The sequence below is a fragment of the Mucilaginibacter rubeus genome (genome assembly GCF_003286415.2).
GTDB classification, from domain to species: Bacteria; Bacteroidota; Bacteroidia; order Sphingobacteriales; family Sphingobacteriaceae; genus Mucilaginibacter; species Mucilaginibacter rubeus_A.
This window is the reverse complement of sequence record NZ_CP043450.1, coordinates 722353-746516: the sequence shown is the minus strand read 5'-3', so window position 1 is coordinate 746516 and position 24164 is coordinate 722353. Positions and strand designations below refer to the sequence as shown.

Annotated in this window: 20 protein-coding genes; 13 read left to right on the top strand and 7 right to left on the bottom strand. The window is 43.5% G+C overall.

Annotation, left to right across the window (positions count from 1 at the left end; translation table 11 throughout):
- Window positions 1-36: 36 nt before the first annotated feature.
- The 5 genes from DEO27_RS03020 to DEO27_RS03000 all read right to left on the bottom strand — a co-directional run bounded on the left by DEO27_RS03020 (window position 37) and on the right by DEO27_RS03000 (window position 9248).
- Entirely contained in the window at window positions 37-2235 is a 2199-nt protein-coding gene (locus DEO27_RS03020) for an alpha-N-acetylglucosaminidase (RefSeq protein ID WP_112569596.1), read from the bottom strand.
- A gap of 82 nt (window positions 2236-2317) precedes the next feature.
- The gene (locus DEO27_RS03015) at window positions 2318-3796 is read right to left on the bottom strand and encodes a RagB/SusD family nutrient uptake outer membrane protein (RefSeq protein ID WP_112569594.1); all 1479 of its coding nucleotides are present in this window, start codon (window positions 3794-3796) and stop codon (window positions 2318-2320) included.
- Window positions 3797-3803: 7 nt separating this feature from the next.
- Complete coding sequence (locus DEO27_RS03010; RefSeq protein ID WP_112569592.1) at window positions 3804-7175, bottom strand: SusC/RagA family TonB-linked outer membrane protein; 3372 nt, start codon at window positions 7173-7175, stop codon at window positions 3804-3806.
- 193 nt (window positions 7176-7368) lie between these two features.
- Window positions 7369-8436 (bottom strand): FecR family protein, encoded by a 1068-nt coding sequence (locus tag DEO27_RS03005; RefSeq protein WP_112569590.1) that lies wholly within the window; start codon window positions 8434-8436, stop codon window positions 7369-7371.
- Between the two features lie 272 nt (window positions 8437-8708).
- The gene (locus DEO27_RS03000) at window positions 8709-9248 is read right to left on the bottom strand and encodes an RNA polymerase sigma-70 factor (protein ID WP_112569588.1); all 540 of its coding nucleotides are present in this window, start codon (window positions 9246-9248) and stop codon (window positions 8709-8711) included.
- 403 nt (window positions 9249-9651) lie between these two features.
- Between DEO27_RS03000 and DEO27_RS02995 the strand changes: the two genes are divergently transcribed.
- The 6 genes from DEO27_RS02995 to DEO27_RS02975 all read left to right on the top strand — a co-directional run bounded on the left by DEO27_RS02995 (window position 9652) and on the right by DEO27_RS02975 (window position 13895).
- Window positions 9652-10674 (top strand): sensor histidine kinase, encoded by a 1023-nt coding sequence (locus tag DEO27_RS02995; protein WP_112569586.1) that lies wholly within the window; start codon window positions 9652-9654, stop codon window positions 10672-10674.
- The gene (locus tag DEO27_RS02990; RefSeq protein ID WP_112569584.1) at window positions 10655-11416 is read left to right on the top strand and encodes a LytR/AlgR family response regulator transcription factor; all 762 of its coding nucleotides are present in this window, start codon (window positions 10655-10657) and stop codon (window positions 11414-11416) included. The genes DEO27_RS02995 and DEO27_RS02990 overlap by 20 nt, the downstream gene beginning before the upstream one ends.
- Window positions 11417-11730: 314 nt before the next feature.
- Window positions 11731-12531 carry a DUF1223 domain-containing protein gene (locus DEO27_RS02985; protein ID WP_112569582.1) on the top strand — a complete coding sequence of 267 codons (801 nt, stop codon included), beginning with the start codon at window positions 11731-11733 and terminating at the stop codon, window positions 12529-12531.
- Window positions 12532-12550: 19 nt separating this feature from the next.
- A complete protein-coding gene (locus tag DEO27_RS31280; RefSeq protein WP_190295305.1) occupies window positions 12551-12703 on the top strand; it encodes a hypothetical protein in 153 nt (50 codons plus the stop codon).
- Window positions 12704-12764: 61 nt separating this feature from the next.
- A complete protein-coding gene (locus DEO27_RS02980; RefSeq protein ID WP_112569580.1) occupies window positions 12765-13187 on the top strand; it encodes a hypothetical protein in 423 nt (140 codons plus the stop codon).
- A gap of 27 nt (window positions 13188-13214) precedes the next feature.
- Window positions 13215-13895 (top strand): metal-dependent hydrolase, encoded by a 681-nt coding sequence (locus DEO27_RS02975; protein WP_112569578.1) that lies wholly within the window; start codon window positions 13215-13217, stop codon window positions 13893-13895.
- A gap of 101 nt (window positions 13896-13996) precedes the next feature.
- Here DEO27_RS02975 and DEO27_RS02970 read toward each other — a convergent pair whose 3' ends face one another.
- Complete coding sequence (locus DEO27_RS02970; RefSeq protein WP_112569576.1) at window positions 13997-14473, bottom strand: organic hydroperoxide resistance protein; 477 nt, start codon at window positions 14471-14473, stop codon at window positions 13997-13999.
- A 281-nt stretch (window positions 14474-14754) separates the two neighbouring features.
- Here DEO27_RS02970 and DEO27_RS02965 point away from each other — a divergent pair, with 281 nt between their 5' ends.
- The 7 genes from DEO27_RS02965 (at window position 14755) to DEO27_RS02935 (ending at window position 22840) form a co-directional block, all read left to right on the top strand.
- Complete coding sequence (locus DEO27_RS02965) at window positions 14755-15303, top strand: hypothetical protein (RefSeq protein ID WP_112569574.1); 549 nt, start codon at window positions 14755-14757, stop codon at window positions 15301-15303.
- Window positions 15304-15487: 184 nt separating this feature from the next.
- The gene (locus DEO27_RS02960; RefSeq protein WP_112569572.1) at window positions 15488-16048 is read left to right on the top strand and encodes a carboxymuconolactone decarboxylase family protein; all 561 of its coding nucleotides are present in this window, start codon (window positions 15488-15490) and stop codon (window positions 16046-16048) included.
- Window positions 16049-16079: 31 nt separating this feature from the next.
- The gene (locus DEO27_RS02955) at window positions 16080-18848 is read left to right on the top strand and encodes a TonB-dependent receptor (RefSeq protein WP_112569570.1); all 2769 of its coding nucleotides are present in this window, start codon (window positions 16080-16082) and stop codon (window positions 18846-18848) included.
- Window positions 18849-18854: 6 nt separating this feature from the next.
- The gene (locus DEO27_RS02950; RefSeq protein ID WP_112569568.1) at window positions 18855-20108 is read left to right on the top strand and encodes an MFS transporter; all 1254 of its coding nucleotides are present in this window, start codon (window positions 18855-18857) and stop codon (window positions 20106-20108) included.
- A gap of 78 nt (window positions 20109-20186) precedes the next feature.
- Window positions 20187-20732 carry a carboxymuconolactone decarboxylase family protein gene (locus DEO27_RS02945; protein ID WP_112569566.1) on the top strand — a complete coding sequence of 182 codons (546 nt, stop codon included), beginning with the start codon at window positions 20187-20189 and terminating at the stop codon, window positions 20730-20732.
- A 17-nt stretch (window positions 20733-20749) separates the two neighbouring features.
- A complete protein-coding gene (locus tag DEO27_RS02940) occupies window positions 20750-21304 on the top strand; it encodes a carboxymuconolactone decarboxylase family protein (RefSeq protein WP_112569564.1) in 555 nt (184 codons plus the stop codon).
- A 195-nt stretch (window positions 21305-21499) separates the two neighbouring features.
- Window positions 21500-22840 (top strand): polysaccharide deacetylase family protein, encoded by a 1341-nt coding sequence (locus DEO27_RS02935; protein ID WP_112569562.1) that lies wholly within the window; start codon window positions 21500-21502, stop codon window positions 22838-22840.
- An 80-nt stretch (window positions 22841-22920) separates the two neighbouring features.
- Here DEO27_RS02935 and hmpA read toward each other — a convergent pair whose 3' ends face one another.
- Window positions 22921-24132, bottom strand: a complete 1212-nt coding sequence (gene hmpA / locus DEO27_RS02930) for an NO-inducible flavohemoprotein (protein WP_223818149.1) — start codon at window positions 24130-24132, stop codon at window positions 22921-22923.
- Window positions 24133-24164: the final 32 nt, after the last annotated feature.

The following is a 24164-nucleotide window of genomic DNA, read 5'->3' as shown; positions in this document are numbered from 1 at the left end:
GATTGCTTCGTACCTCGCAATGACGTTTTATTATGCTTAGTGAGTTCCCAAAATCGCCGCATTATACTTTGCAAACAGTTGTTTCGCTTTTTCAATCGGGTCGCCTTTAGCGGTGTCGGTGTAGGCATTATCATGTTTGTTTACCCATTGCCATTCCCAGTCTTTTACCTGTTTGTCAAAAGCTTCAGCGTTAAAGTCTGTTTTAGTTGATAATGATTTATCCAGCTGACCAAAATACAATGCCCAACGTGGTTTGTAATAGCCCTTGATTAAACCTGCCCATTGACGGTTTGAGTATTCCCTTAAACCGCTTTCCTTATCGCCCCAAAGGGTAACCAGGTCGCGGGCGTTAAATTCGTACAGATTTTTCTCTTTATCGGTTACTCCATTAGCCCTTGCTTCATTGATCCATTTGCCTAACAGGAAATCTTTACAGGTACTGAGCAGGGCATCCATATCATCCATCAGTTCCAGGAACTGGCTGCTGTATAATTTAAATTGCTGCTGATCTTTATTTTGATAAGCCTGTGCCATTTTCTGCTGTAGCGGACTTGCATAATTGGCCAATACCTGGCGGGTTACATCAACCAGATCATACTGAAATCCGTCGCTTTGTTTCAGGCTATCAGCAGCATTAATGAGTAATGTCCAGGCTTTAACCAATTGCATTGGGTCATAATCCAGTTTGGTAAGTACCCTGTCTATATATTTTTTCATTGTCGGTCTTGCTACGATGATCGATTCTGGTCCGCCTTCAGTTAAACCACCCGAATACACCGAATTTAGGAGGATATGCCATGCTTCACTGGCCTGGGTATTAACCTGTCCGTAGCGGCGTTGGGCATAGTTAGCAACCCAGGCATCGGCATCAATTGGCGTATCGCGCCATACGTTTTCCAGCATCAGGGCAAATAGGGCCGGGTTTTGCTCAATGCCCTCGGGTGTAACACCAATACCGCGCATATTTTTTGATTCGGGATCGTGCAGGGCGATGGCAGGATCGGCAGCTACATGGCGCATACGGCCAAACAAGCTGATATTACCACCAAAGTTTTGCAGCATACTCCAGATCCATGGCTTACCATAATAAGCCTCGGTACGGTTCCAAACGGGGTGGGCATCGCTGTACAGGTCAAGCACAATCATTTGCTCATTCGGCACAGCATTAAGCAAAGCCTTGATCTGTTGCGGCTGCCAAAATTTGTTGTTGTAGTGGAACATCCAACCCTGCATCACCCAAATAGCTTTAGGATCTGCAGCAGCCATCGAGTTGAACACTTTTTTACTCATGCCATCCAGGTAAGTAGAATCATTGGTTGGTGGCACGTTTTCATTAAAAGTATCAGCCGAGTACAGATGATCGGTACCAAACTCTTTGGTTTGTGCTTCTATATATTTTTTACCGATGGTTTCAAACATCGGATCGTCGGGGTCAAGTATAAATACATCGGGAAAACCGGCATCCCAGTTGGTTCTTTTAACCTTAGCACCGGGGAATTTATCTTTAAATGATGGTGGCACGTGGCCGGTAAATGACGACAGAACAGGTGTCATCCCAAATGAGCGTTCACGCTCCAGGATCTTTTTTTGTAATGCTTTGTGCGAGTCCATCCAATGCTGCGGCAGCGGGCCACCCCAGGCGTCAATGTTTCCCATCCAAAACCATGAAAAGTAAGCAGGGCCGCTAAAAAACTCATCCAGTTGTTTATCGGTAAAGCCCATGTCTTTGTAAACGGTTTGCCAAACGGCTTCTTCGCCGGTTATGGCCAGTGGCATGTTAATACCATTCAGGGCCATCCAGTCAATTTCTTTTTGCCAGCGGGCCCAGTCCCACCAGGCCATGGTATAATTAAAAGTGCAATAATTTAAATAGTAGCGGTATTGATAAGGCGTAGTTTTATGGATAAGGCCCTTAACTGCTGGTAAGGTAGCAGGCAAATTAAGGTTAGTGCCATTCCAGCCGATATCGCAAAAGCAATAATTTTTAAGATAGTAGTTTAATGCCGATGCTATTGACAGGCCATTGTTACCTCTTAGCACAATTTTACCATTACGGCTTTCCAGCTCAAATACATCTTTGCCGTTCTGTTGCGGGATAGCCTCAACAGTAAACAAATTACTCTTGCCGGGTATTACCCTTTCAATAAAATCATAAGAGGCTTTCTGATCAACCTGGGCATGAGCATTAAAGCCCAATGCAATAATAGCAGCTACAACAAGTAAACACTTTCTCATTCAATAGATAATTAAGCGACGGCATTGGCCGGAATAAATACCGGCAACAGGGGTTATCCCTATCGCCGGTATGAGGATATTATTAATTAAAATTAGGGTTCTGTACTAATACGCCTTTACTCTTATCAATCTCAACCTGAGGGATTGGGAAGTAATAGTTTTTAGGGCGAACAAAGGTTACCGTTTTGTTTTGATCGAGCGGAGCTTTAGATACAGCAAGGTTATAAATGGCTGCTATATCCACAATTTTAGCTTTATCCCAACGCATCAGATCCTGGTGACGCTGATCTTCGCCGGCCAATTCAACACGGCGCTCGTGGATCAACTCTTTCATGCCAGCTCCTGAAACCGGTTTCAACGAAGCCGACGCACGGCGCCTGATCTGGTTGATCAGCGCGTCACCTGCTCCAGCGCCTTGCGTACGGATCAAGGCTTCGGCTACCAACAAATAGATATCGGCAGAGCGCATTAACGGAACAGCATAGCTATGATCAACACCGCCACCGGCAGCAGCAGTATTGAACACTGCATACTTTTTGAAAGCAAAACCGGTAGCAGAAAGATCGGCCGTAAAGGTTGTTAAACCGTTGCCATCGCCCAAATCAACTTTGTCGCCAACACTTAATAAAGTAGCTTCTTTACGCGGATCGCCTGCCTCAAACTCATTGGCAAGGCCTTGCAATGGCTGACTAAAGCCGTAACCGCCCCACGGACGCGGGATGTAGTAAACGGTAAAGTCGTTTTGTACCACGTTTTGTACAGCCTGAATTGAGAAAAGTAACTCAGTACTGTTTTCATTTGCACGGGTAAAATTATCAGTATAATTTGCAGCAAGCGCATAAGCAGGGTTCGAGATCACTTTTTGCCCTGTAGCGATAGCTTCAGGAAGTTTTTCCCAATACATATAAAGCTTGGTCAGTAAACCCAACGCGGTTCCTTTGCTCACCCGGCCACGATCAGCAGCAGCATAGCTTTCAGGCAACAGATCAACCGCTTTCAACAAATCGGATTCAATTTGTTTGCGAACATCTTCTATAGGCGATTTTGGAACATTGAAATTCAGTGAAGTATAATCAGCCTCGGTAATGATAGGAACATCACCATGAATGATCATTAAACGCCAGTAACCAAAAGCCCTTAAAAAGTAGGCCTCACCCATGCTGCGATTTTTCACATCGGCAGAGATAGCGGTTATTTTAGGAATGTTAATGATACAGTTGGTAGCACGGTTAATTTCCTCATAACGCCATTTCCACGGATAGCGGATAGCTGCGTTTGAAGCATCATAGGTCAGGTTTTCGATAGCCTCGTCTTCGCCGTGGTCACCAGAGCGCCAGTAATCATCAGATGGCGTATCAAATGTTGATTCGGCATGGCCTATATAATCTTCTTCAGGTAAAATACTGTAGATACCGGTTACCGCATTAACAGCGTCAACTTCATTACGGAAATAATTGGTTGAGCTGTAAACACCTTGTTGCTTTAAATCAAGCGCTTTTTTACAGCCGCTGCCCATCAGGGCCAGTGACACAAGCGTATATATTAGTTTGTTTGATTTCATGATGATGTTATAATTTAACTGTTACACCAAATGTTATTGTCCTTACCGATGGGTATTGAGCTACGTCAACACCTCTTTGCAAATTGCCGTTGGTATAACCCAACTCAGGTGTATAACCTTTATATCCGGTTATAAAAAACAGGTTTTGACCGGAAGCATATAACCTTACACTTTTTAAAGTTGCCTTTTTAGCCCAGCTAACAGGAAGCGTATAACCTAATGTGGCATTTTTAAGGCTTACATAGCTTCCGCTTTCAACAAACAGATCAGATGTGCGGTAGTTATCATTAGCACGGTCAAGCGATAAACGAGGAATGGTATTGCTGGTACCCGGACCTGTCCAACGACCCAAAGTTTCGGCATAAAGGTTAAACGGATAAGTTGGGTCGATACCCTGCATCCTATCGGCATTGTAAAGGCTCACACCAAATACACCGGTAAAGTTTGCCGAAAAATCAAAGCCTTTGTATGATATACTGCCCTGTAAGCCGGCAGTAACTTTAGGGTTAGGATTACCCAGGTTGGTGCGGTCGTTACCGTCAATCAAACCATCACCATTCAGGTCAAGGAAACGTACATCACCAGGTCTGATGCTTGCTTTACGCGGGTCATTTTTTAGGGCCGGATCATTATCAATGTCGGCTTGTGTCTGGTATAAACCGTTGGTTTTCCAACCGTAAAAAGAAGCTATTGGCTGGCCTTCATAGGTACGGGAAATTTCCTGGCTTGAACGACCGTAAACAGTTGAACCTACAAATGTACCTTCGCCATTTAACTTAGTTACCTTGTTTTTGATATATGAAGCGTTAGCGCCAACCGAGTATTTTACTTTATCGGCACCACCATGGTAGTTAACTTCAAACTCAATACCCTTGTTGTTCATGGTGCCAATGTTTTGGTTAGGGATATTTACCGAACCGGCCGCACCCACAACAGGAGGTGACAGAAGCATATCCTTGGTATTTTTATTGAACCAGGTTAAAGTTGTTGTTAACTGGTTATTTAAAAAACCTGCATCTAAGCTAATGTTAGTCATAGCAGTACGTTCCCAGGTAATATCCGGGTTGGCAAGGCTATAAACTGCCGCGCCTGTATAGCCTGTACCACCAAAGGTATAACCGTTATTTTCATAAGTACTGCCTAACCTGATTAAGCTGGTATATTGGAATGTACCAATGTTTTGATTACCAAGCTCACCATAACCACCCGATAATTTCAGGTTGCTTATCCAGGTTATGTTTTTGATAAATTGCTCGTTAGATAGCCTCCAGCCCAAAGAGAATGCCGGGAAATATCCCCATCTTTTTGATGGTGCGAATTTAGACGATCCGTCTGCACGGAAAGTTAAAGTAGCCAGGAAACGGCTGTCGTAATCATAAAACAACCTGCCGAAACCTGATTGTAATGATGATTCATCCGGCACTACGCTTGAATTAAACTGGCTGTTACCTAAACTAAGCACGCGCTGATCTTGTGAAGTATCATCATATCCAATCCGCCATGCATTAAAACCATATGTTTTAAAGTTTTGGTAGGAGTAACCACCGGTAAATGTTACGTGGCTTTTGCCAAACACCTTATCATAGCTCAGGAACGACTCAATTAATTGTGATGACAGCTCACCCTCATTTTGTGTTAGCTGCGAGGTGGTATTTTGCCTGGCCTGGTTAACATCAGCTATACTGAAGTTGTAAGCACGGTTTAAAGTACCATCATATGCGTAGTTTACACGCAGTTTTAATTCTTTTAGGAAAGAGATCTCGGCAAAGGCATTTGCAAGTGCACGATATTTTTTATTAAACCTGTCTGCCTCCTGTATGGTAGCATAAGGGCTATTTATATCTCCTAACTGGTTGGCAAATGCTTTTGACGTACCGTATGTTCCATCAGGATTAACCAACGGAATGGCAGGATTAAAACGTAAAGCCGAGAAGATCAAACCTGTTTGCGAGTTGTTATTATCAAACCCAACATTGTTGGCATAGCTTAACTGGATATTCTCGCCCAATTTTAACCATTCGGTTACTTTATGCTCCGAGTTGAAACGTGTGCTGAAACGTTTGAAGTTGGTTTTATCGATTATACCATCTTCATTATAAACCGAGGTAGACCAATAGTAGTTAGATACCTCATTACCTCCCTGCAGGTTAACATCGCCATTAATTACGTGGCCGGTTTTCATGATAGCCCGTTGCCAATCGGTTCTTTGAGTAGCGTAATACTCATCGTTCCATGGCGCGTCGATAGCAACGCCATCATTGGTATAACGCTCTCTTTTTAGCTGATAAAGCTGCGGAGCAGTTAACAGGTTAAGGTATTTGGTGGTGTTAGAAAAACCGTTGTAAAAATTGATATTGGTGGCTAATTTCTGATTGTAAGTACCTTTTTTAGTAGTAACCAATACAACGCCGTTAGCTGCACGCGTACCATAAATAGCTGCTGCCGATGCATCCTTCAATATATCAACCGAAGCAATATCGTTAGGGTTGATATCGCTTAAAGCGTCGGGATTGCTGGTAGGCACACCATCAACAACAATAAGCGGGTTGGCGTCATTAAGCGTACCAGTACCACGGATCCTGATACTTGAGGCCGCACCCGGCGAACCATCATTACGCACAATGTTTACACCAGCCGCACGGCCGTCTAAAGCCTGAGTTGCTGACGCTACGGGTAGATTTTGAATATCGCTACCCTTTACGCTGGCTACCGCGCCGGTAACATCAATCTTTTTGGTAGTGCCGTAACCAACTACAACAACCTCGGTTAAGGCAGATGGCAAAGCAACCATGGTTATATTCAAAGTTTGGCTTCCGGTTATGGTAACCACCTTTTTTTCAAACCCGATATAAGATATTTCCAACACGCCGTTAACCGGTGCATCAATGCTGAAATTACCATTTATATCTGTAGTGGTACCCTGATTGGTACCCTGTAGGCGAATGTTTACGCCAATAAGCGGTTCGCCTTTGGCGTCAACAACCTTACCTTTTACAATGGCCAGGCTTTTGGCTTCTTCATGATTAGCAATGATCACCACATGATCTTCATTCATCTTGTAAGCAAGCTTATCATCAATGATAACGGCAAGTAGCTCGTCAATTGTCGCGTCTTTCACATCAAGGTCAACCTTACCCAACTTTTTGATGGAGGCGTAGTTGTAAAAGAAGCGGTAATCGCTTTGTTTTTGAATTTTAGTAAGGATACTGCTTACTTCAGCCTGCTTCAGGCTAAGCGTAAATTTCTGCTGTGAGTATACTTTTGCAGAAACTTGCACACAGGTAACCAGGACCAATAAAAATACTGCTTTCATCAGCAAAATAACTTTGAGACATACGGGCGCGCCACGAAGCGGAAACACCCTTCTTGTTTTTTTCATTACATTTGTTTTGAAAATAAATGGATGGAGTAAGCGCTGTATTACAATAGCTTACTCCGTTAATAAAATCCTATTTGTTTGCAGGGAGGAGTGGCAGCTCTTCCCTTTTTGTTTGAGGATATTTCAGGAATCTGATAAGTAAGTTTTCAATATCATAAGCTGTTGGTTAGTGGTTAGTTAGTTTATTTGATTTCTATTTTTCTTTTTTTGACAGGTAAACGGTTTGCCCCTCTATCCTGAATTTGAATGGCGTTGTCAATTCAATAATGCCCAAAGCTTCCTGTAACGACTCTTTATCAAGCAAACCGCTTATCTGCTCAGTACGCAGCTTCTGATTTTCAAATACAACCTGCACGTTGTATTTGCGCTCAATTTGTACAGCCACATCTTCAAAGGCCTCATTGGTGAACAGTATCCTGTTATCAACCCATGCGGTTTCTTTTACCTCGTCGGGCTTAACATCCGGCAATTCGGTTACCTGGTATTCAATTTTACTCTCTTTAGGCTTCGCGCTTTTAGGCTCCCTGTTATTAACAACAATCAGCTTTTCATTGGGCAAGAGGATAATCCTTTTCTCGGGATTGTTTTTTAATTCAACCTGTACCTTGCCTTTTAACAGCGTAGTTTCAACTGTTTTATCATTATTGTATGCCTTAACATTAAACACCGTTCCTAATACCTTTACAACAAGTTTAGCCGTGTGTACCAGAAAAGGTTTCTTCGCGTTTTTAGTTACCTCAAAAAAGCCTTCGCCGGTAAGACTTACATCCCTGCTGTTTTTTTCAAAAGCTTCGGGGTATGAAAAAGTGCTCCCGGCGTTTAGGGTAACCTGTGTTCCGTCGGGCAGTTTCAGCTTTTCGGTTTTACCGTAAGGCACACGAATTTCATGTAATATATTCTCGGCGGTCAGGCTGTCCTGCTGCTCTGTTTTCTTGTAAAACAAAGCTCCCGCCGCAACAAGTAACAATACAGCGGCAGCAACCCATTGCCACCTGAACATTGGTTTTACCTTAGCATCATTCGCCGTATTTTTATTTGAGCTTTTAATCCTGTTCCAGATCTCCTCCAGGTTGCTGTTAACCTCTTCCGGTTTTGTTTCTGCCAACTCAGCACCATTTCCTTTTAATGCATTGGTAACCTGGTACGTTTTTTTATAGTCGGGAAATTGTTCAAGAAACATGTCGAGTTCGGCCAACTCCTCAGCATTGGCAGTTTTGCCCATACTTTTGGCCATTAACTCAATAAACCTGGATTTGCTCATAGTAATACGGTGTTCTGCGTTAAGGACACAGCTCACCCAGGTTTTTCCTAAAAGAAATTAAAATATTTTTTGAGGGGGGATTGATTCCAACATTTTTCAATTTGCTTTCTAACTAGCCGAGAGGGTAGCCTCTACGAGGCAAAAGATTATTAATTTGATTTTTGCTACAAACAGGTATCCCCTAACGGGGAATTAAAAACAACAAAGACATTCATAAACGGTAATTGAATCGCGTACTTCCCACTCTGCTTTTTTATCCTTAAATCAAGGATTTAACTATTCCCAAGCGCCTCATCCAATTTCTTCAAAGCAATAGCAAGCTGCGCGAATACGGTTTTGTTAGAGAGGCCAAGAATATCGGCTACTTCGTTACAGGAAAGCTCATCTTCCTTAACCATTTTAAAAATGAGTTTGCAACGTGAGGGCAAACTATTTACAGCAGTTAAAACTCCGGCTTGCAGCTCTTTACTAATGAGCAATTGCGACGGATCAACCGATAAATGGAAATAATAAGTTTCGGCAAGCTGGGCGTCGCGGTTCCTTTTCGAGTTATTGCTGCGGATATGGTTAAGACAGGCGTTTTTTATCGCCACATAAAAATACACTTTGGGGTTCGTGATCCTATCCAACTTATGCCGTCCTGTCCAAACGTTTACAAAAAGGTCGTTGATGATTTCCTCGCAAGCTTCCTTATCGCCCAGAAACGAATACGCAAACTGATTAAGACCATTGATCAGCAGCTTGTACAGTTCATTAAAGGCAGATTCATCATTATTGTAATGGATAGAATCTATAAGTTCTTTAATCTCCAATGTTGAGCGGCTTGCTTTTTACGAGAACAGTTAACTGAAATAATGTACAATTTTAAGTAAAAAAATCTTCATCAAAAGTATTTTAGGTGGATTTAAGAAGCCGGGTTTGTTTATCAGACCAAACCGTAGTTTGCAATTCCCCGGCTCTATACCCATCGGGAATATTCGCGGTTTAATATGTCTATTTCAGCCGATAAAATGTCCGTTTGTGCCATAAACCCATGTTTCCATATTGAAACCTGCTATATTTTAGCGGTAAACGGAAATAATTGGGGCGTTTGGTCAAAACAAATTAAAGTTTGGCGGTGGTTTTAGCAACACAACGGCAGATTTGGCCAACAGGCCATAATTAACTATATATTTGCCCGGCAACCATTTTATTTCCGCAAACCCGTTGCAATAAATGAAAGACACAACATTTAAAATCTCTCCCGGAATTATATGGAGCAGTTCAATTTTCCTTGGTCTGCTGGCTTCTGTTCCTCAAATAGCCGAACGCCATTTTAAGCCTGCCGAAGCTGCGGTAAACTCGGCGGTAACAGCCGCGTTTTCGCTGTTTGTATGGTATTACAATATCTATACGTTGCCAAAGCCATCAAACAATAAACAAATAAATAAAAGCATCTCCTACTCCCGGCTGCTCACCACATTGGTAATAGGTATGGGTGTAATGCTGGCTTTAGCTTATATACAGCAGCTGATATTAACGCACATGAATTTTGGCCCGGTAATGCTGATGATTGAGGTTAGGGGTATACTCATTAACCTTGTGTTTTACATGCTGATAAACCTATTATACCAAAACTACCAAAACCAGCAGGTTACTGTTGAACTGGAACGTATTAAAGCAGATAACCTTGGCGCTCAGTACGAATTGCTTAAACAACAGATCAACCCGCATTTCCTGTTCAACAGCCTTAACACCCTGAAAGCCATGGTTGAAACCGGCGATCAGCACTCGGTAGATTTTATCCTTAAGCTTTCCAACTTTTATCGTTTTACGCTGGAGAGCCGTAAGTTAGATCTCATTCATTTATCAGAAGAGCTTGATATCGTAGACGCGTACAATTTTTTGCTGAAAGCACGTTTTGAAGATGGCTTTATCTTTACCAACACCATCGATGATCAATACCGCGGGACACTGATACCCCCGTTTACATTGCAATTGCTCATCGAAAACTGTATTAAACACAATGTGGTATCGCTTGATCATCCCCTGCATATCAAGCTGTATACCGAGGGGGATACCATTGTAATGGAAAACGAAATTAAACCCAAACGTTTTGAAGAGCCATCAACAGGAGTTGGGCTCAAGAATATTAACCTGCGTTACGATCACCTGCTTGATAAACAAATAGAGATCATTGCTGAAGATAGAATATTCAAAGTTAAACTACCTATTATACATGAACATTATCATCATTGAAGACGAGCTAAAGGCAGCCCGTTCGCTTGAAAGCATCATATTAGAGTTAAGGCCGCACTCAAAAATTGTCACCAAGCTGCAAAGCGTTGAAAGTTCGGTTGCCTATCTTTCTGAGAACAAGCAACCCGATCTTATTTTTATGGATATCCAGCTTTCGGATGGTTTATGCTTTGAGATCTTTAAATCGGTAAAGGTATCATGCCCCATTATTTTCTGCACCGCCTTTGATGAATATTCGTTAGAAGCCTTTAAAGCCAACAGTGTTGACTACGTGCTTAAACCTTTCTCCAAAACAGATATTGCCGATGCCTTTAAAAAGGTAGATGAACTGCGGAATTTCTTCCAGCAGGGCTCAACGCCTGATATCAGCAGTCTGCTATCGCAGATTACTCCCCCGGCAGGTAAAAAAAGCTTCCTGGTATTTAAAAACAATAAATACATCACCATAGCTACCAATGATATCGCTTTCTTTTACATCCGCAATGAGCTGTCAACTATCATGACCTTCGATCAGCAGGAATATGTTGTTAACCAATCGCTCGATCAGATCAGCGGCCAGCTCTCGCAAGATCAGTTTTTCAGGCTGAACAGGCAGTACATCGTAAATTTTAGCGCGATAAAAGAAGTGGAGCACTATTTTATGCGCAAGCTGTTTGTGAAACTAACAATTCCAACTCCGGAGAAACTGCTCATCAACAAAGAAAAAGCACCGGTATTTTTAAGCTGGTTGGAGAATAGGTAGTACTAAGTCAGCAGTCTTGAGTTTAAAAACGGTTAAACAAACTGTTATATCCCGCTCGTCATTGCGAGATACGAAGCAATCCCCTACTTTACAGGGCAGACTTGTATAACCCCTATGCCTATTGGGGATTGCTTCGTACCTCGCAATGACGGCTTCTATATGTTTTAAATAGCTTCTTCATATAAAAGAATAACTCAGAACTTTCGGCTCAAACAATGCCCAACTGAGCTTGCAATATGTCCGGTTGGGCTTTTTTATGCTGTTTTAGCGGCCATTTCGAGGCTAATTTTGATATAAATTAAAAATCGAGAGATATGAAAACGCTAAAAATTTTAAGCTTTTGTGTTGGTGCTGTAGCACTGGCGCTTGCTACTGCCGCATATGCCGCCCGTAAAGTAGACTCTGTTAAAACTGTAAGCACCGCTACGCCGGGTAAAGGTTTTGCTTTGGTTGAATTGTTTACTTCAGAAGGTTGTTCAAGCTGTCCGCCGGCAGATGAGCTGCTGGCCAGGATCCAGAAGGAAACACAGGATAAACCGGTTTATATACTGGCCTACCATGTTGACTACTGGAATAGTCTTGGCTGGAAAGATATATTCAGCAATGCCATGTTTTCAAAACGCCAGCGGGAATACAGCGCTTATTTAAATGCCCAGGTTTATACCCCGCAGGTTATTGTTAATGGTAAAACAGAATTAGTAGGTTCAGATGAGCCTGTACTTCGTGAGGCTATTTCCAATGCTTTAAACACAGCCCAAACTGCCCAGGTTACTTTAAAAGCGCAACAAACAGGCGATAAGCTTGCTGTAAATTACGAGCTATCCGGGAATACCGATAAGCAGCAGTTGCTGATAGCTATCGTACAAAAATCGGCCATAAGCAAGGTTGCCAAAGGCGAAAACGAAGGCCGAACTTTATCCCACGCCCAGATAGTGCGCGACCTGAAAACAGTTACCTTAAACCAGGCAAAAAAAGGTGAAACCACCATTAACCTGCCTAAAGATTTTAATCAGCAAGGTTGGGAAGTGGTAGGTTTTATACAAAAAAAACCCAACGGCGAGATTTTAGCCGCCACTAAAGCAACCTTGACAAACAACGCTGTAGCTAAAATATAATAACATAAATTTTAACATCATGAGCAAGTTGAAACAAGGCCGGTTATTAGTAGGCTTCCTGTCACTGTTCTCATTATCATTTTTAACCAGGGCGCCGTTCGAGCGCAACCCTCAGGATTGTGAATTGATCTGCGTTCCGGAAAAGAGAAAAAAACCGGCAGAAAATAATTAAATCTCCAATAAACAGCATCGGCCCTAAAAATGGGCCGATGCTGTTTTAAATAAATACTATCATGAAAACATTACTGCTAATTGCCATAACAACCTTTTTAAGTATTGGTGCTTATGCCCAGGCCAATGAACTAAACTGTACCGAACAAGCGTTTACTTTTAAAATAAATCTGCCTGCCAGCGGACATAACTATTCATCTAAAATTGGCCGCTTTGCCCCTGCTCAGCAATCATCAGATTTCAAACTGCCAGGTGCTTATACCGGTAAACAAAATCAGGCGGAAACTATCCTTCTATTCAGCTTTGTGAAGAAACCTGGTGCTTCCATTGATTATTCTTCGGCTGATACGATCATGCTTAAAAAGATGACATTTCTATATCCTAAAATAAACAACGTAACAGGTAAATTTACCTACACAGTCTACGATCATTTTAAGCTACTACCAATGCCTGTTTTAAACGCTTTAGCTCCGCTTTTAAACTAATCATCATTAACATAAAAAACCAAACCAATGAAACTCAACTATTACGGTCACTCATGCTTCTCGGTGGTTGCCGGGGGTAAACACATTTTGTTTGATCCCTTTATTTCGGGCAACGAACTGGCTAAAGACATTAACATTGATGAAATTAAAGCCGATTACATTTTTGTTTCGCACGGTCATTATGATCATATTTTAGATGTGGTAACTATAGCCAATAATACCAACGCCATGGTTGTGGGCATTTACGAAGTATATGATTATATCAGTAAAAAGGGAGTTAAAAACGTGCATCCTTTAAACCCGGGTGGTAAGGTGACCTTTGATTTTGGTACCGCGAAATCCTTCATCGCCCAGCATTCGGCCAGCTTTCCGGATGGCAGTTATGCCGGTGTAGCTTGTGGCTATGCTTTAAAAACAGATGACGGTAACCTTTATTACAGCGGCGACACGGGCCTTACCCTTGATATGGAACTGGTAGCTAAATGGGTGGATCTTGATTTTGCGGTTTTCCCTATTGGAGATGTATTAACTATGGGCGTTGATGATGCTATTGAAGCAGCAAAACTTGTTAAGGCCGATAAGGTTTTAGGTGTGCATTACGATACCTTCGGCTTTATTAAAATAGATAAAGACGAAGCGGTAAAACAATTTGAACAAGCCGGCCTAAAGCTGTTTTTACCGGGCATAGGCGAGAGCATAGATATCTAAGAATACTGATTTTCTATATACAAAAAATGCTGCCTCGGAAACCGAGGCAGCATTTTTTTTGATTTTAAAACTCCCCGTTTAGGGAGCCTGGGGGGCGAGGCTTATACCAGGTTGATCTCAACGTTGATGTTACCGTAAGTTAATTTAGAATACGGACAGGTCCTGTGCGCTTCTTCAATCAATGCTTTGGCTACTTCTACATCCAGGCCCGGCAAGCTTACATTTAAACGGGCTTGTAAAAAGTAAGCGCCGGTAGTAATACCCAAATCCACTTCGGCGTCAATAGCCAGTTCGGCAGGGAGTTCGATCCTTTTTTTAGCGGCTGCCAAACCGATAGCACCTTCAAAACATGCAGACCAGCCGGCCGCGAATAGTTGTTCTGGGTTGGTGCCCGGTTTTGGTGTTCCGGGAGTTGAATGTTTAATATCCAACTGACCATCGGTACTAACAGATGAGCCGCCATCGCGACCGCCAACTGTGCGTACTTTATCGGTATATAATACTTTATCTATTTTATTAGCTGAGATATCTTCGATAACCTTGATCTTATTGATAGCTGATTCTTGAATAGTTTCCATTGTGTTATTTATTTAAATAGTTTTTGTTTTTTGTATGCTCAAAGATACCCTGATATCGGCCCGGCGCCTATCAGTAACTATGCGAGCCGGACATTCCATATCACGAACCGGACATTCTTTAAGCCGAAAATCCAATCGCCCAAAAGCACTATTGAAACTTTTAATTACAATCGATAACGAATAAAGAAAATGGGCTATGCTTTACGCATAATTATTCTAAATAAATTTGGATACTACGTTTATAAACAGCATTTTTAGATAAACCTTTGTTCGTAAACCGATTGAAAAAATTTATTGCCCTGATGTTGCTTAGCTTTCACCTGCTTAATATAGGCGGGCAGTTGGCATTGCATCAGTTTATGGTTTATAAAAGCAATAAATACTTTGCCGAACAAACAGCCAAAGGCTTTTATAATGTCAAGGACCTTACCGAGGTAGTTATCCCTGTTGACATGCCCGGCATTCGCGACTGGCAGCATTACGAGAATATTCACGGGCAGATCCAGTTTGGGAATAACAGCTACAATTATCAAAAAATGCGCGTGACCAGTCGTGCCATTTATTTGATGTGTACCCCTAACTATGAAACCACCCGCCTGGCCGATAAAAACATCATTAACGCTAAGGATGTAAAAGAGAACCCGGTACCGCAAAAAGAGCATGTACCTTTTGGTAAAATAACAATGCAGGACAACCTTAATTTCACTTTTGTGCATTTTGAGTTTAGCTGCCCTATAAAATATACGCAACAAACCGTTGTTCACCCTGTTCAACAGTTAATTCCTGCTCACCAGGATATTCCGGAGCAACCGCCAAAGGCCGTTTGCTAATCTTCTCCTTGTTTTAATTCATTTTTTGGGGTAGCGGTTGTACCGTTACTGTTGCATTATTTCTTTTCTGTCGATAATTTATTCATGGCTCAATAGCTATGAAATAATGTTGTGCTGATTGCTGTAAATAATCCTTATACAGGTATACCTCTCCCCCAACCTACAAACATTCAATTAATTATTTATGCCTTATATTACCCTTGAAAGCCATTTGCCGGGCATTACCGGCCTATTGGAGTATGCCAAAGAACCGGCACAACCTATCCGTAACCTTACGCAGTTTTTATTGCGCGGGCCATCAACCCTATCCGAAGCCGACCGCGAGTTGATTGCCACCGTGGTATCACACAACAACCAGTGTACCTTCTGCACAACGGCACACACTGCAGCCGCCGATCTGCTGGCAGGCGAAGCCGAAACCGCGCAAAAAGTAAAGGAAAATATTGAAACCGCCCCGGTTACCGAAAAAATGAAAGCCCTGCTTACCATTGCTAAACTAACCGCACAAAACGGCCGAAATGTTACAACCGAAGCCGTTGACAGGGCTAAAGCCGCCGGAGCCACCGACATTGAGATACATGATACAGTACTGATAGCAGCTTTATTTTGCTACTACAACCGCTATGTTGACGGATTGGCTACCGCCCTACCCGCCGATGCCGGTTACTATAACGTACTTGCCGAACGCCTTGTTAACCATGGCTATACCCGCCTGCCCCAAGGCTATGATCATTTAAAAAAATAACCCTAACCCTAATTAAGTAAACCCAATCACGATGAAAAAACTTTTATTCTTTATATTACTGTTCGCCTCAATAAACCTGTTTGCGCAGGAAATTAAAATAACGGGGAACATTACCGATGTCGCTACAGGTAAACCTGTTTCCGGCGCAAGCATTACTGTTAAAGGAAAGCTTACCGGTACCACTACCGATTCGAAAGGTAACTACACTTTAAATGCAAACAAATTAAAGCTGCCTTTAACCATCATTGTATCGGCGGTAGGCTTTGAAGTACAGGAAAGCCAGGTAACATCTGCCGAAAGCAACATCAGCATAAAGCTAACCCAACAGGCTATTGTGCTTAACGAGGTAGTATCATCAGCAACGCGTATCAACCAAAGCATTTTGCAGTCGCCGGTAAGTATCGAAAAAATGAGCCTTAAGGCTATTAAAGATAACCCTTCGTTTACTTTTTACGATGGTTTGCAAAGCGTTAAAGGCATTGAATCGGTTACCAGCAGTTTAACCTACAAACAAATCAACACCCGCGGTTTTAATAGTACAGGCAACAGTCGCTTTTTACAACTGGTTGATGGTGTTGATAACCAAACGCCCGGCTTAAACTTTTCGGTAGGTAACCTTTTTGGTGCTTCGGATATTGATATCGAAAGCGTAGAAGTTATCCCCGGCGCGGCTTCGGCTTTATATGGCCCGGTGGCTTTTAACGGCCTGCTTTCACTTAAAACCAAAGACCCGTTCAAATACCAGGGCTTAACCTTGCAGGTAAAAAGCGGTCTCAACCACTTTGGCGAATCGGTTGTTAAGCCACAGGGACTGTATGATTTTGCAGCCCGTTATGCCAAAGCATTCAACGATAAATTCGCGTTTAAAATCAACGCCTCATACCTGACGGGTCGCGACTGGTACGCCGACAATTATACCGATGTAAGCGCCTCAACCCCGGCTGCCCAACGTGGCCCTAACAACCCCGGCCGCGACGCACTTAATATTTATGGTGATGAGGTTACCAAAACCCTACCCGGCATTGGTTTGGTATCCAGAACAGGTTATGAAGAAAAAGACCTGATGAACTATAACGTGTACAGCCTGAAACTGAACGGTGCTTTACAATACCGTTTCAGCAATAACCTGGAGGCTATTTACCAGTACAATTACGGCCGCGGTACCGCAAGCTATACAGGCAGCAGCCGTTTTGACCTTAACAACTTTGTGTTACAAACGCACAGGATTGAATTAAAAGGCAGCAATTTCTTTATCCGTGGCTATTCGGTTGAAGAAAACTCGCACGATTCATACAATACCCGCTCACTGGCCCAATTCATTAACCGCGACTGGGTGAAAGACCTGAACGGTAATACTGTAACACCTGATAAAGCCGATGATACCTGGTTTACCCGTTATGCCGCGGCATTTAACGGTTCGGTAAGTGGTGTTACACCCAACAGCAATTCGGCAGCAAGGGCTTTTGCCGATCAGGGCCGCTTTTTACCGGGAACAGCCGAATTCAACGCCGCTAAAGACGCCTCTATCCACAACTATGGTTTAAGCGGCGCCGGTGTTTTCAGTAATAGTAAGTTTTATCATGCCGAAGGCCAGTATGACTTCACCAGCGCCATTAAAGTATTTGAGCTTTTAGCCGGTGGCAGTTTCCGCGATTACAGGATGTTTACCAACGGCAGCTTGTTTGATGATAAAGATAAACGTGTAACCATTAAAGAATACGGCTCATTTGTACAGGCAGCAAAAAAACTGTTTGACGATAACCTGAAACTGACAGCATCACTACGTTACGATAAAAACGAAAACTTTAAAGGCAGCTTCACCCCTCGTTTTTCGGCAGTTTATACTGTTGATAAAACCTCAAACTTCAGGGCATCATACCAAACCGGCTTCCGGAACCCAACCCCTGTTGATCAGTTTATCCACCTTAACGTAGGCCCTATCACCATCTTGGGTGGTGCGCCTAATAACAGCAAAGGTTTAAATGTTTATGAAAACTCGTTCACCTCATCATCGGTAAGTGCCTTTGGAGCGGCGTTTGGCAAAGCGGTACAAAGTGGAACACCTTTCCCTCAGGCTATTGAACAAAACAAAGGTCTGCTTCAAAAAGCAAGTGTAGCCTATATCAAACCCGAGCAGCAAAAAGCGTTTGAAGTGGGTTACAAAGGTTTAATGATGGATAAATTACTGGTTGATGTAAACTACTATTATAGCAGCTACACCAATTTTATCCTGAACACGGTTGTCATCCAGCCAAGCAATCCAATTCTTGGTTCTGATGGGCAGGTGACAACTGCCTCCGCAACTGATATTCCTAACGGTAAAGTTCACGCGTTTCAATTGTACACCAACGCTCCCGATAAAGTATCGGCCCAGGGAGCAAGCGCGGGCTTAACTTATCTACTTAATGGCGGTTACGCTTTGGGTGGCAATGCAACCCTATCGGTGTTTAACCTTCGCAACGCTAATCCTAACAATATTGCTGCCTTTAACACACCAAAATGGAGCACCAACGCCACATTTGGTAACAGCAACGTGATTAATGATTTTGGCTTTAACGCTGCCTGGCACTGGCAAACAGCCTATGACTGGTACGGAACCTTTAATGGTACCCGTCCGGGCCGTGTAGATGCCTACTCTTTAGTTGATCTTCAGTTCAGTAAAAAACTGCCAAAATTCAAGTCAACAATCAAATTGGGCGGCAGCAACATCTTCAATAATAAAGTATACCAATCGTACGGTTCGCCGGCAATTGGCGCCATTTATTATGTATCAATAGTATTTGATGACCTTTTAAAATAAAACAACATGAGCACTTTAGCAATTGATGAGCAGGTTTTAAAACCTCAAACAAACCTCAGCGCCGCATACAGGGCGGCGCTGTTTGTGATCTGTTTTTTCAGCACTGCACTTGGTGGTTCGGTTTCAACGCTGATGTCGGTTTACCTGCCTGTAGTGGTAAAAGACCTTCAGGGTGCTGTGCCTGCCGATGAGATCAACGCCATAAGCGGGTACATCAACGCCATTTTCATTTTTGGATGGGCCTTTGGTGGCTTTACCTGGGGTGTTATCAGCGATAAAATGGGGCGCAAAAAAGCCCTGCTGCTGGCCATTGGCAGCTACGGTGTATTTACCATTTTAACCGGATTGATGCCAACCTGGTGGGGCGTGCTGCTTTGCCGCTTCTTCAGTGGTTTTGGCGTGGGCGGCGTTCTGGTAACTTCAATTACGCTGGTGAGCGAGGTTTGGCCTAACAAAAGCAAAGCCGTGGTTATCGGGATTCTTTCTATCGCGTTCCCTGTAGGTATTTTCTCGGCTGGGGTAATTAACCTTATCGTATCATCGTGGCGGTCGGGGTTTTTAGTCGGGGGTATTCCGCTTACACTGGCTATCATAGGCGCACTGGTTTTGAACGAATCTGAAAACTGGCTTAACTATCGCAATGATATCGCCAACCGCGAAAACCCATTAAATAAACTGCTCTCCAAAAGCCATCGTCGCGAACTCATAGTGGGTTCGTTAACCTTTGGTACCATGCTGATAGGTTTATGGGCCATATTTTCATGGCTGCCAACCTGGGTACAAAGCCTAATTACCGATCACGATGCGGCTAAAGAACGCGGCCTAAGCATGATGTGCCTGGGCATGGGTGGTTTAACAGGTGGTTTCTTTTCTGGCTGGCTGGTTAACCTGTTATCCATCAGGCGCTCTATGGTGATCTGCTTCGCGGTTTGCGCAGGCATGTCATTCATCCTGTTTAAAACCAACAGCACATTCAGTTCCGTCATTTATATCGAAATAGCCGTGCTGGCCTTGTTCTTCGGTGCAAGTCAGGGTGTATTATCAGCCTATATACCCCAATTATTCTCAACCGGCATCAAAGCTACAGCCACAGGCTTTTGCTTCAACATAGGCCGCATATTCACGGCTACAGCAGTATTATTCGTGGGTGTACTGGTATCGTCATTGGGTGGCTACGGTAACGCTCTGTTCATATTCTCGCTGGTATTTATCATAGGCTTGTTGGTAGTATTATTTGTACGGGAGAAAGCTAAAAGCTGAAGGCCTAAGGCCAAAAGCTTAGAAAAGAAATTAAAAAATCATCAATTTATTAAATCAATAATTCATTAATTAAAAAATATGGCACACATCAATGTACCCGAAGGCGTTCCGGGCATCCGTTCGCTGGTAATGTTCAGGCCCGAAACCGGTCAGTATTTGTATGAACTGGCCGAAGTATTATTGCGCGGAGAATCAACCTTAAGTCCGGCCGACCGTGAGCTGATAGCAACTTATGTATCATACCGTAACAATTGTACGTTTTGTTACAGCAGCCACGCGGCTGCCGCCCGTTGTCTTTACGAAGACGACGCCCTTATTGTTGACGAGATGCTGCGCGACATGACTGAAGCCCCGATCAGCGCCAAACTAAAAGCATTGTTAAACATTGCAGGCAAAGTGCAGATATTGGGTAAAGAAGTAAAACAGGAAGATGTTGACGCCGCACGTGCAGAGGGAGCTACCGACCGCGAGATCCACGACGCGGTATTAATAGCCGCTGCGTTCAGCATGTTTAACCGATATGTTGATGGTCTGGCCAGTCTTACCCCTACCGACCCGGAAGCTTATGCCGAAATGGGCAAACGTATGGCTAAAGGCTATGTATTACCACAACCGCAGCATTAATTTTTAACCAGACAGCTATGGCACATATAGAATTAAATAACGATCTGCCCGGCATCCGTGGGCTGATGTTTTACAGTCCGGAAACAGAAGCCCCGCTAAACGCCCTTGCCGAGCAATTGCTTCGCGATGATAACAATTCCTTATCGCGCGGAGAACGTGAGCTGATAGCCACTTACGTATCCTACCTTAACGATTGTTTCTTTTGTCAAAACGTGCATGGCGCAGTAGCCGGGTATTACCTTGGCTGTAATATTGACGAAATAGACGCTATCAAAGCCAATTTCTCCGCAGCCGACCTATCGCCAAAGATCAAAGCGCTGTTGGCCATTGCCGGTAGCGTACAAAAAGGCGGTAAACATGTAACCACAGATCAAATCGAAGCCGCCCGCGCGGAAGGCGCCGATGATAAAGAGATCCACGACACGGTGCTAATTGCAGCCGCATTTTGCATGTTCAACCGTTACGTTGACGGCTTAGGCACATGGGCACCACAAGACCGACAAATTTACATAAACCGAGCGCCCGAACGCGCAGAGGTTGGCTACATATCAAGCATTTTTAAGAAAGTTTAATACCTAACGCTTTATTCACATCTACAGCCCGAAGTTAAAAGCTCCGGGTTTTTTTATTAAACGCTATTCGAAGTCTAACGCTGTTCGATGTCTCCGACTTCGGATAGCGACTTAATTACGTTTTCATCCCTCATAACCAGCCAATTGAAACAGTAATATTACTTTGTAAATTAATTTAAAAAGTTAATTTTAGTTATGCTTACCACCAATTATAAACCAGTTAAAACCCTGCTGATCACAGCACTTATTGCCTTGCAAGGCCTGCAAAGCAATGCCCAAACCAAACCGGGCACAACCGAAATAACCAAATGGCAATACGGCAAAACCGGAGCTGTTTCCCTTACTTATGATGATGGTTCCATGAACCAGTTCAGAAAAGCCCTGCCGGTAATGGAACGCCTTAAAATGCCCGCCACATTTTTCATTATCACAGGTTCCATTCCCGGGTCCAAATACCATGGGAAATTTATAGGTCGCCCGGTAAAGGATATCATTAAAGAATCGGCAACGGTGCCTACTAATGATCAGAACTTTTTTGAGCGATGCTCTGCCGCCGGATATCTGGGTTACATGGGCACCATAGCCTCGCATACACAGGCCGGAAGTTTGTACGATAGCGGTAAAAAGGAAAAAGCTTTTAAGGTTCTGGATGATATTTATGCCAAAGCCCGCAACGGAGAATTGAAACCCGGTTATGAACCTAACGATGAGTTTAAACAATCTGTAGGTTCAACCTGGGATGATTTCAGGAAAGACGCCGCCGAAGGTTATGAATTTGCCAGCCACTCCATAACCCACCCCAGCATGCCCGGTCTTGATGAGCCCAACCTGCTTTGGGAGCTGGAAAAAAGCAAGGCCGATATCCTGGCACAGCTTGGCCCCAAACATACCTTTTCGGCAGAGTGCCCCTACGGTTTTGAAAACGACCGAGTGATGAGTTACGCGCTCAAAATTTACCCTGCCCTGCGCAACCGTATGCCTGAGCCGTGGTTAAAAGAAATTGACCGGGCAAGTAAACAATCACCCGGCTCAACCGATAAAGATTATATCCAATGGCAGCGTGGCGCTACTACTAAAACGCCTTTACCCATGATGAAGCTTTGGGTTGATACTACGCTTAACCATACCAATACCTGGCTGGTACTGGTATTTCACGGTATTGACGGCATGGGTTACGAAGCCCTGCCAAGCACCCTGCTTGATGAATATTTTCAATACATCAAAAGCAAAAACGATAAGCTTTGGATAGCTACTTTCGGTGACGTAACCAGATACATCCGCGAGCGCCAACATGGTAAAGCCGTGGCTTCGGCAGTAGGCAATAGCATCCAGGTTAAGGTAAGCCATAATCTGGACGATAAAATGTACTACCTGCCGGTAACGCTTAAAACTTATGTAGCGTCCAACTGGACGAGTGCGACTGTTACCCAGGGTTCAAAAAGTAAAAAGATTAGCACAGCTAAAGATGAGCAGGGCACTTACGTGCTATACCAGGCTCAACCGAATGCAGGCATGGTTACGCTGAAGAAGGGATAATTATATTAGAAATTATTTGATGCTGAAGCAGGCTGGTTTTGTTAAAACTGACTGCTTCAGCATCAAATAACAATTGCGTTTTAGTTCAATTGCAAAGTTTGCGGGCCGAACTCTTCAAAATGGATCAGTTGTTTATCGATACCTTTTTTAACCAATTCGCGGTAATGCAGTTCAATAAACCCGGCCGGGCCACAAATGTAATACTCTGTGTTTGGCTCAAATATCTCGTCGCTTAATTGATTAAGATCAACCCATCCGGCGTATAAATCATCAGCACCTCCTTCTTCAACCTCGCTGTAGAAAATGTGTTTTTTAACTTCCTCGTTTTTGCCTTCCCAGTGTTCAATAACTTCTTTAAAGGCATGCACATTTTTATCGCGGCAACCGTGGATCCAGGTTTTCGGTCGTTTACTGCCGCTTTTGATCAGGCTTTCCAGCATACTCATTAACGGGGTTTGACCAACGCCGCCGCTTATGAAAACAATTGGATGGTCACCATCGCCATTTAGCACAAAGCCGCCTGCCGGTGCCGATACCTCTATGATATCGCCCTCATTAACAAAATTATGCAAACGGTTACTGATCATGCCATCGGCAAACAGTTCGGTGCCAGCCTCGCGTTTTACAGAAATACGGTAATATTCGCCGTTTGGCGCACTCGAAATGCTGTACTGGCGCGGCTGCAGCAAATTAAGCTCGGGTAAAAACAAACGCACACTTAAAAACTGACCGGGCGTAAAATCCGGAACCACCCCACCGTGAGTTGGAAACAGGTAAAAAGAAGTGATCTCGGTCGATTCTTTTACTTTTTGCTTTACTACAAATGGCCTCCAGCCGGTCCAGCCGCCCTTTTTTGCTACTTGTTTGCTGTAAAGGTTTTGCTCATGGCCCGCCATGATGGCCGCCAGCTGGTTATAAGCAACAGTCCAGGCTTCCAATAGTTCCGGAGTGGCGGCATCACCCAATACTTCGCTGATAGACGCAATCAGGTGCCCGCCAACAATGGCATAGTGTTCGGGCCTGATATCGAGACTGGTATGCTTCTGGCCAATACCGTCAAGCACAGGCATTAATACGCCCGGATTTTCGATATGCTCGGCATAAGCCAGCACGGCCATGGCAAGGGCAGTTTGTTGTTTGCTGTTTTGTTGGTTCCCCATGTTAAACACATTTTTAAGTTCGGGATTGTGGGTGAACATCCGGTTGTAAAAATGTGTAGTTAACAATACTCCATGCTCCTTCAATACAGGCACCGTGGCCTTAACCAACTCTTTTTGTTCTTTAGTAATCATCGTTTTAACAGTATATATTTATCATTAATTGC

What these genes read in the sequence shown, in the direction of transcription:
- DEO27_RS03020 (WP_112569596.1), bottom strand. Translation starts at nt 2,235, where the DNA reads ATGAGAAAGTGTTTACTTGTTGTAGCTGCTATTATTGCATTGGGCTTT.
- DEO27_RS03015 (WP_112569594.1), bottom strand. Translation starts at nt 3,796, where the DNA reads ATGAAATCAAACAAACTAATATATACGCTTGTGTCACTGGCCCTGATG.
- DEO27_RS03010 (WP_112569592.1), bottom strand. Translation starts at nt 7,175, where the DNA reads ATGAAAAAAACAAGAAGGGTGTTTCCGCTTCGTGGCGCGCCCGTATGT.
- DEO27_RS03005 (WP_112569590.1), bottom strand. Translation starts at nt 8,436, where the DNA reads ATGAGCAAATCCAGGTTTATTGAGTTAATGGCCAAAAGTATGGGCAAA.
- DEO27_RS02995 (WP_112569586.1), top strand. Translation starts at nt 9,652, where the DNA reads ATGAAAGACACAACATTTAAAATCTCTCCCGGAATTATATGGAGCAGT.
- DEO27_RS02990 (WP_112569584.1), top strand. Translation starts at nt 10,655, where the DNA reads ATGAACATTATCATCATTGAAGACGAGCTAAAGGCAGCCCGTTCGCTT.
- DEO27_RS02985 (WP_112569582.1), top strand. Translation starts at nt 11,731, where the DNA reads ATGAAAACGCTAAAAATTTTAAGCTTTTGTGTTGGTGCTGTAGCACTG.
- DEO27_RS31280 (WP_190295305.1), top strand. Translation starts at nt 12,551, where the DNA reads ATGAGCAAGTTGAAACAAGGCCGGTTATTAGTAGGCTTCCTGTCACTG.
- DEO27_RS02980 (WP_112569580.1), top strand. Translation starts at nt 12,765, where the DNA reads ATGAAAACATTACTGCTAATTGCCATAACAACCTTTTTAAGTATTGGT.
- DEO27_RS02975 (WP_112569578.1), top strand. Translation starts at nt 13,215, where the DNA reads ATGAAACTCAACTATTACGGTCACTCATGCTTCTCGGTGGTTGCCGGG.
- DEO27_RS02970 (WP_112569576.1), bottom strand. Translation starts at nt 14,473, where the DNA reads ATGGAAACTATTCAAGAATCAGCTATCAATAAGATCAAGGTTATCGAA.
- DEO27_RS02960 (WP_112569572.1), top strand. Translation starts at nt 15,488, where the DNA reads ATGCCTTATATTACCCTTGAAAGCCATTTGCCGGGCATTACCGGCCTA.
- DEO27_RS02955 (WP_112569570.1), top strand. Translation starts at nt 16,080, where the DNA reads ATGAAAAAACTTTTATTCTTTATATTACTGTTCGCCTCAATAAACCTG.
- DEO27_RS02950 (WP_112569568.1), top strand. Translation starts at nt 18,855, where the DNA reads ATGAGCACTTTAGCAATTGATGAGCAGGTTTTAAAACCTCAAACAAAC.
- DEO27_RS02945 (WP_112569566.1), top strand. Translation starts at nt 20,187, where the DNA reads ATGGCACACATCAATGTACCCGAAGGCGTTCCGGGCATCCGTTCGCTG.
- DEO27_RS02940 (WP_112569564.1), top strand. Translation starts at nt 20,750, where the DNA reads ATGGCACATATAGAATTAAATAACGATCTGCCCGGCATCCGTGGGCTG.
- DEO27_RS02935 (WP_112569562.1), top strand. Translation starts at nt 21,500, where the DNA reads ATGCTTACCACCAATTATAAACCAGTTAAAACCCTGCTGATCACAGCA.
- hmpA (WP_223818149.1), bottom strand. Translation starts at nt 24,132, where the DNA reads ATGATTACTAAAGAACAAAAAGAGTTGGTTAAGGCCACGGTGCCTGTA.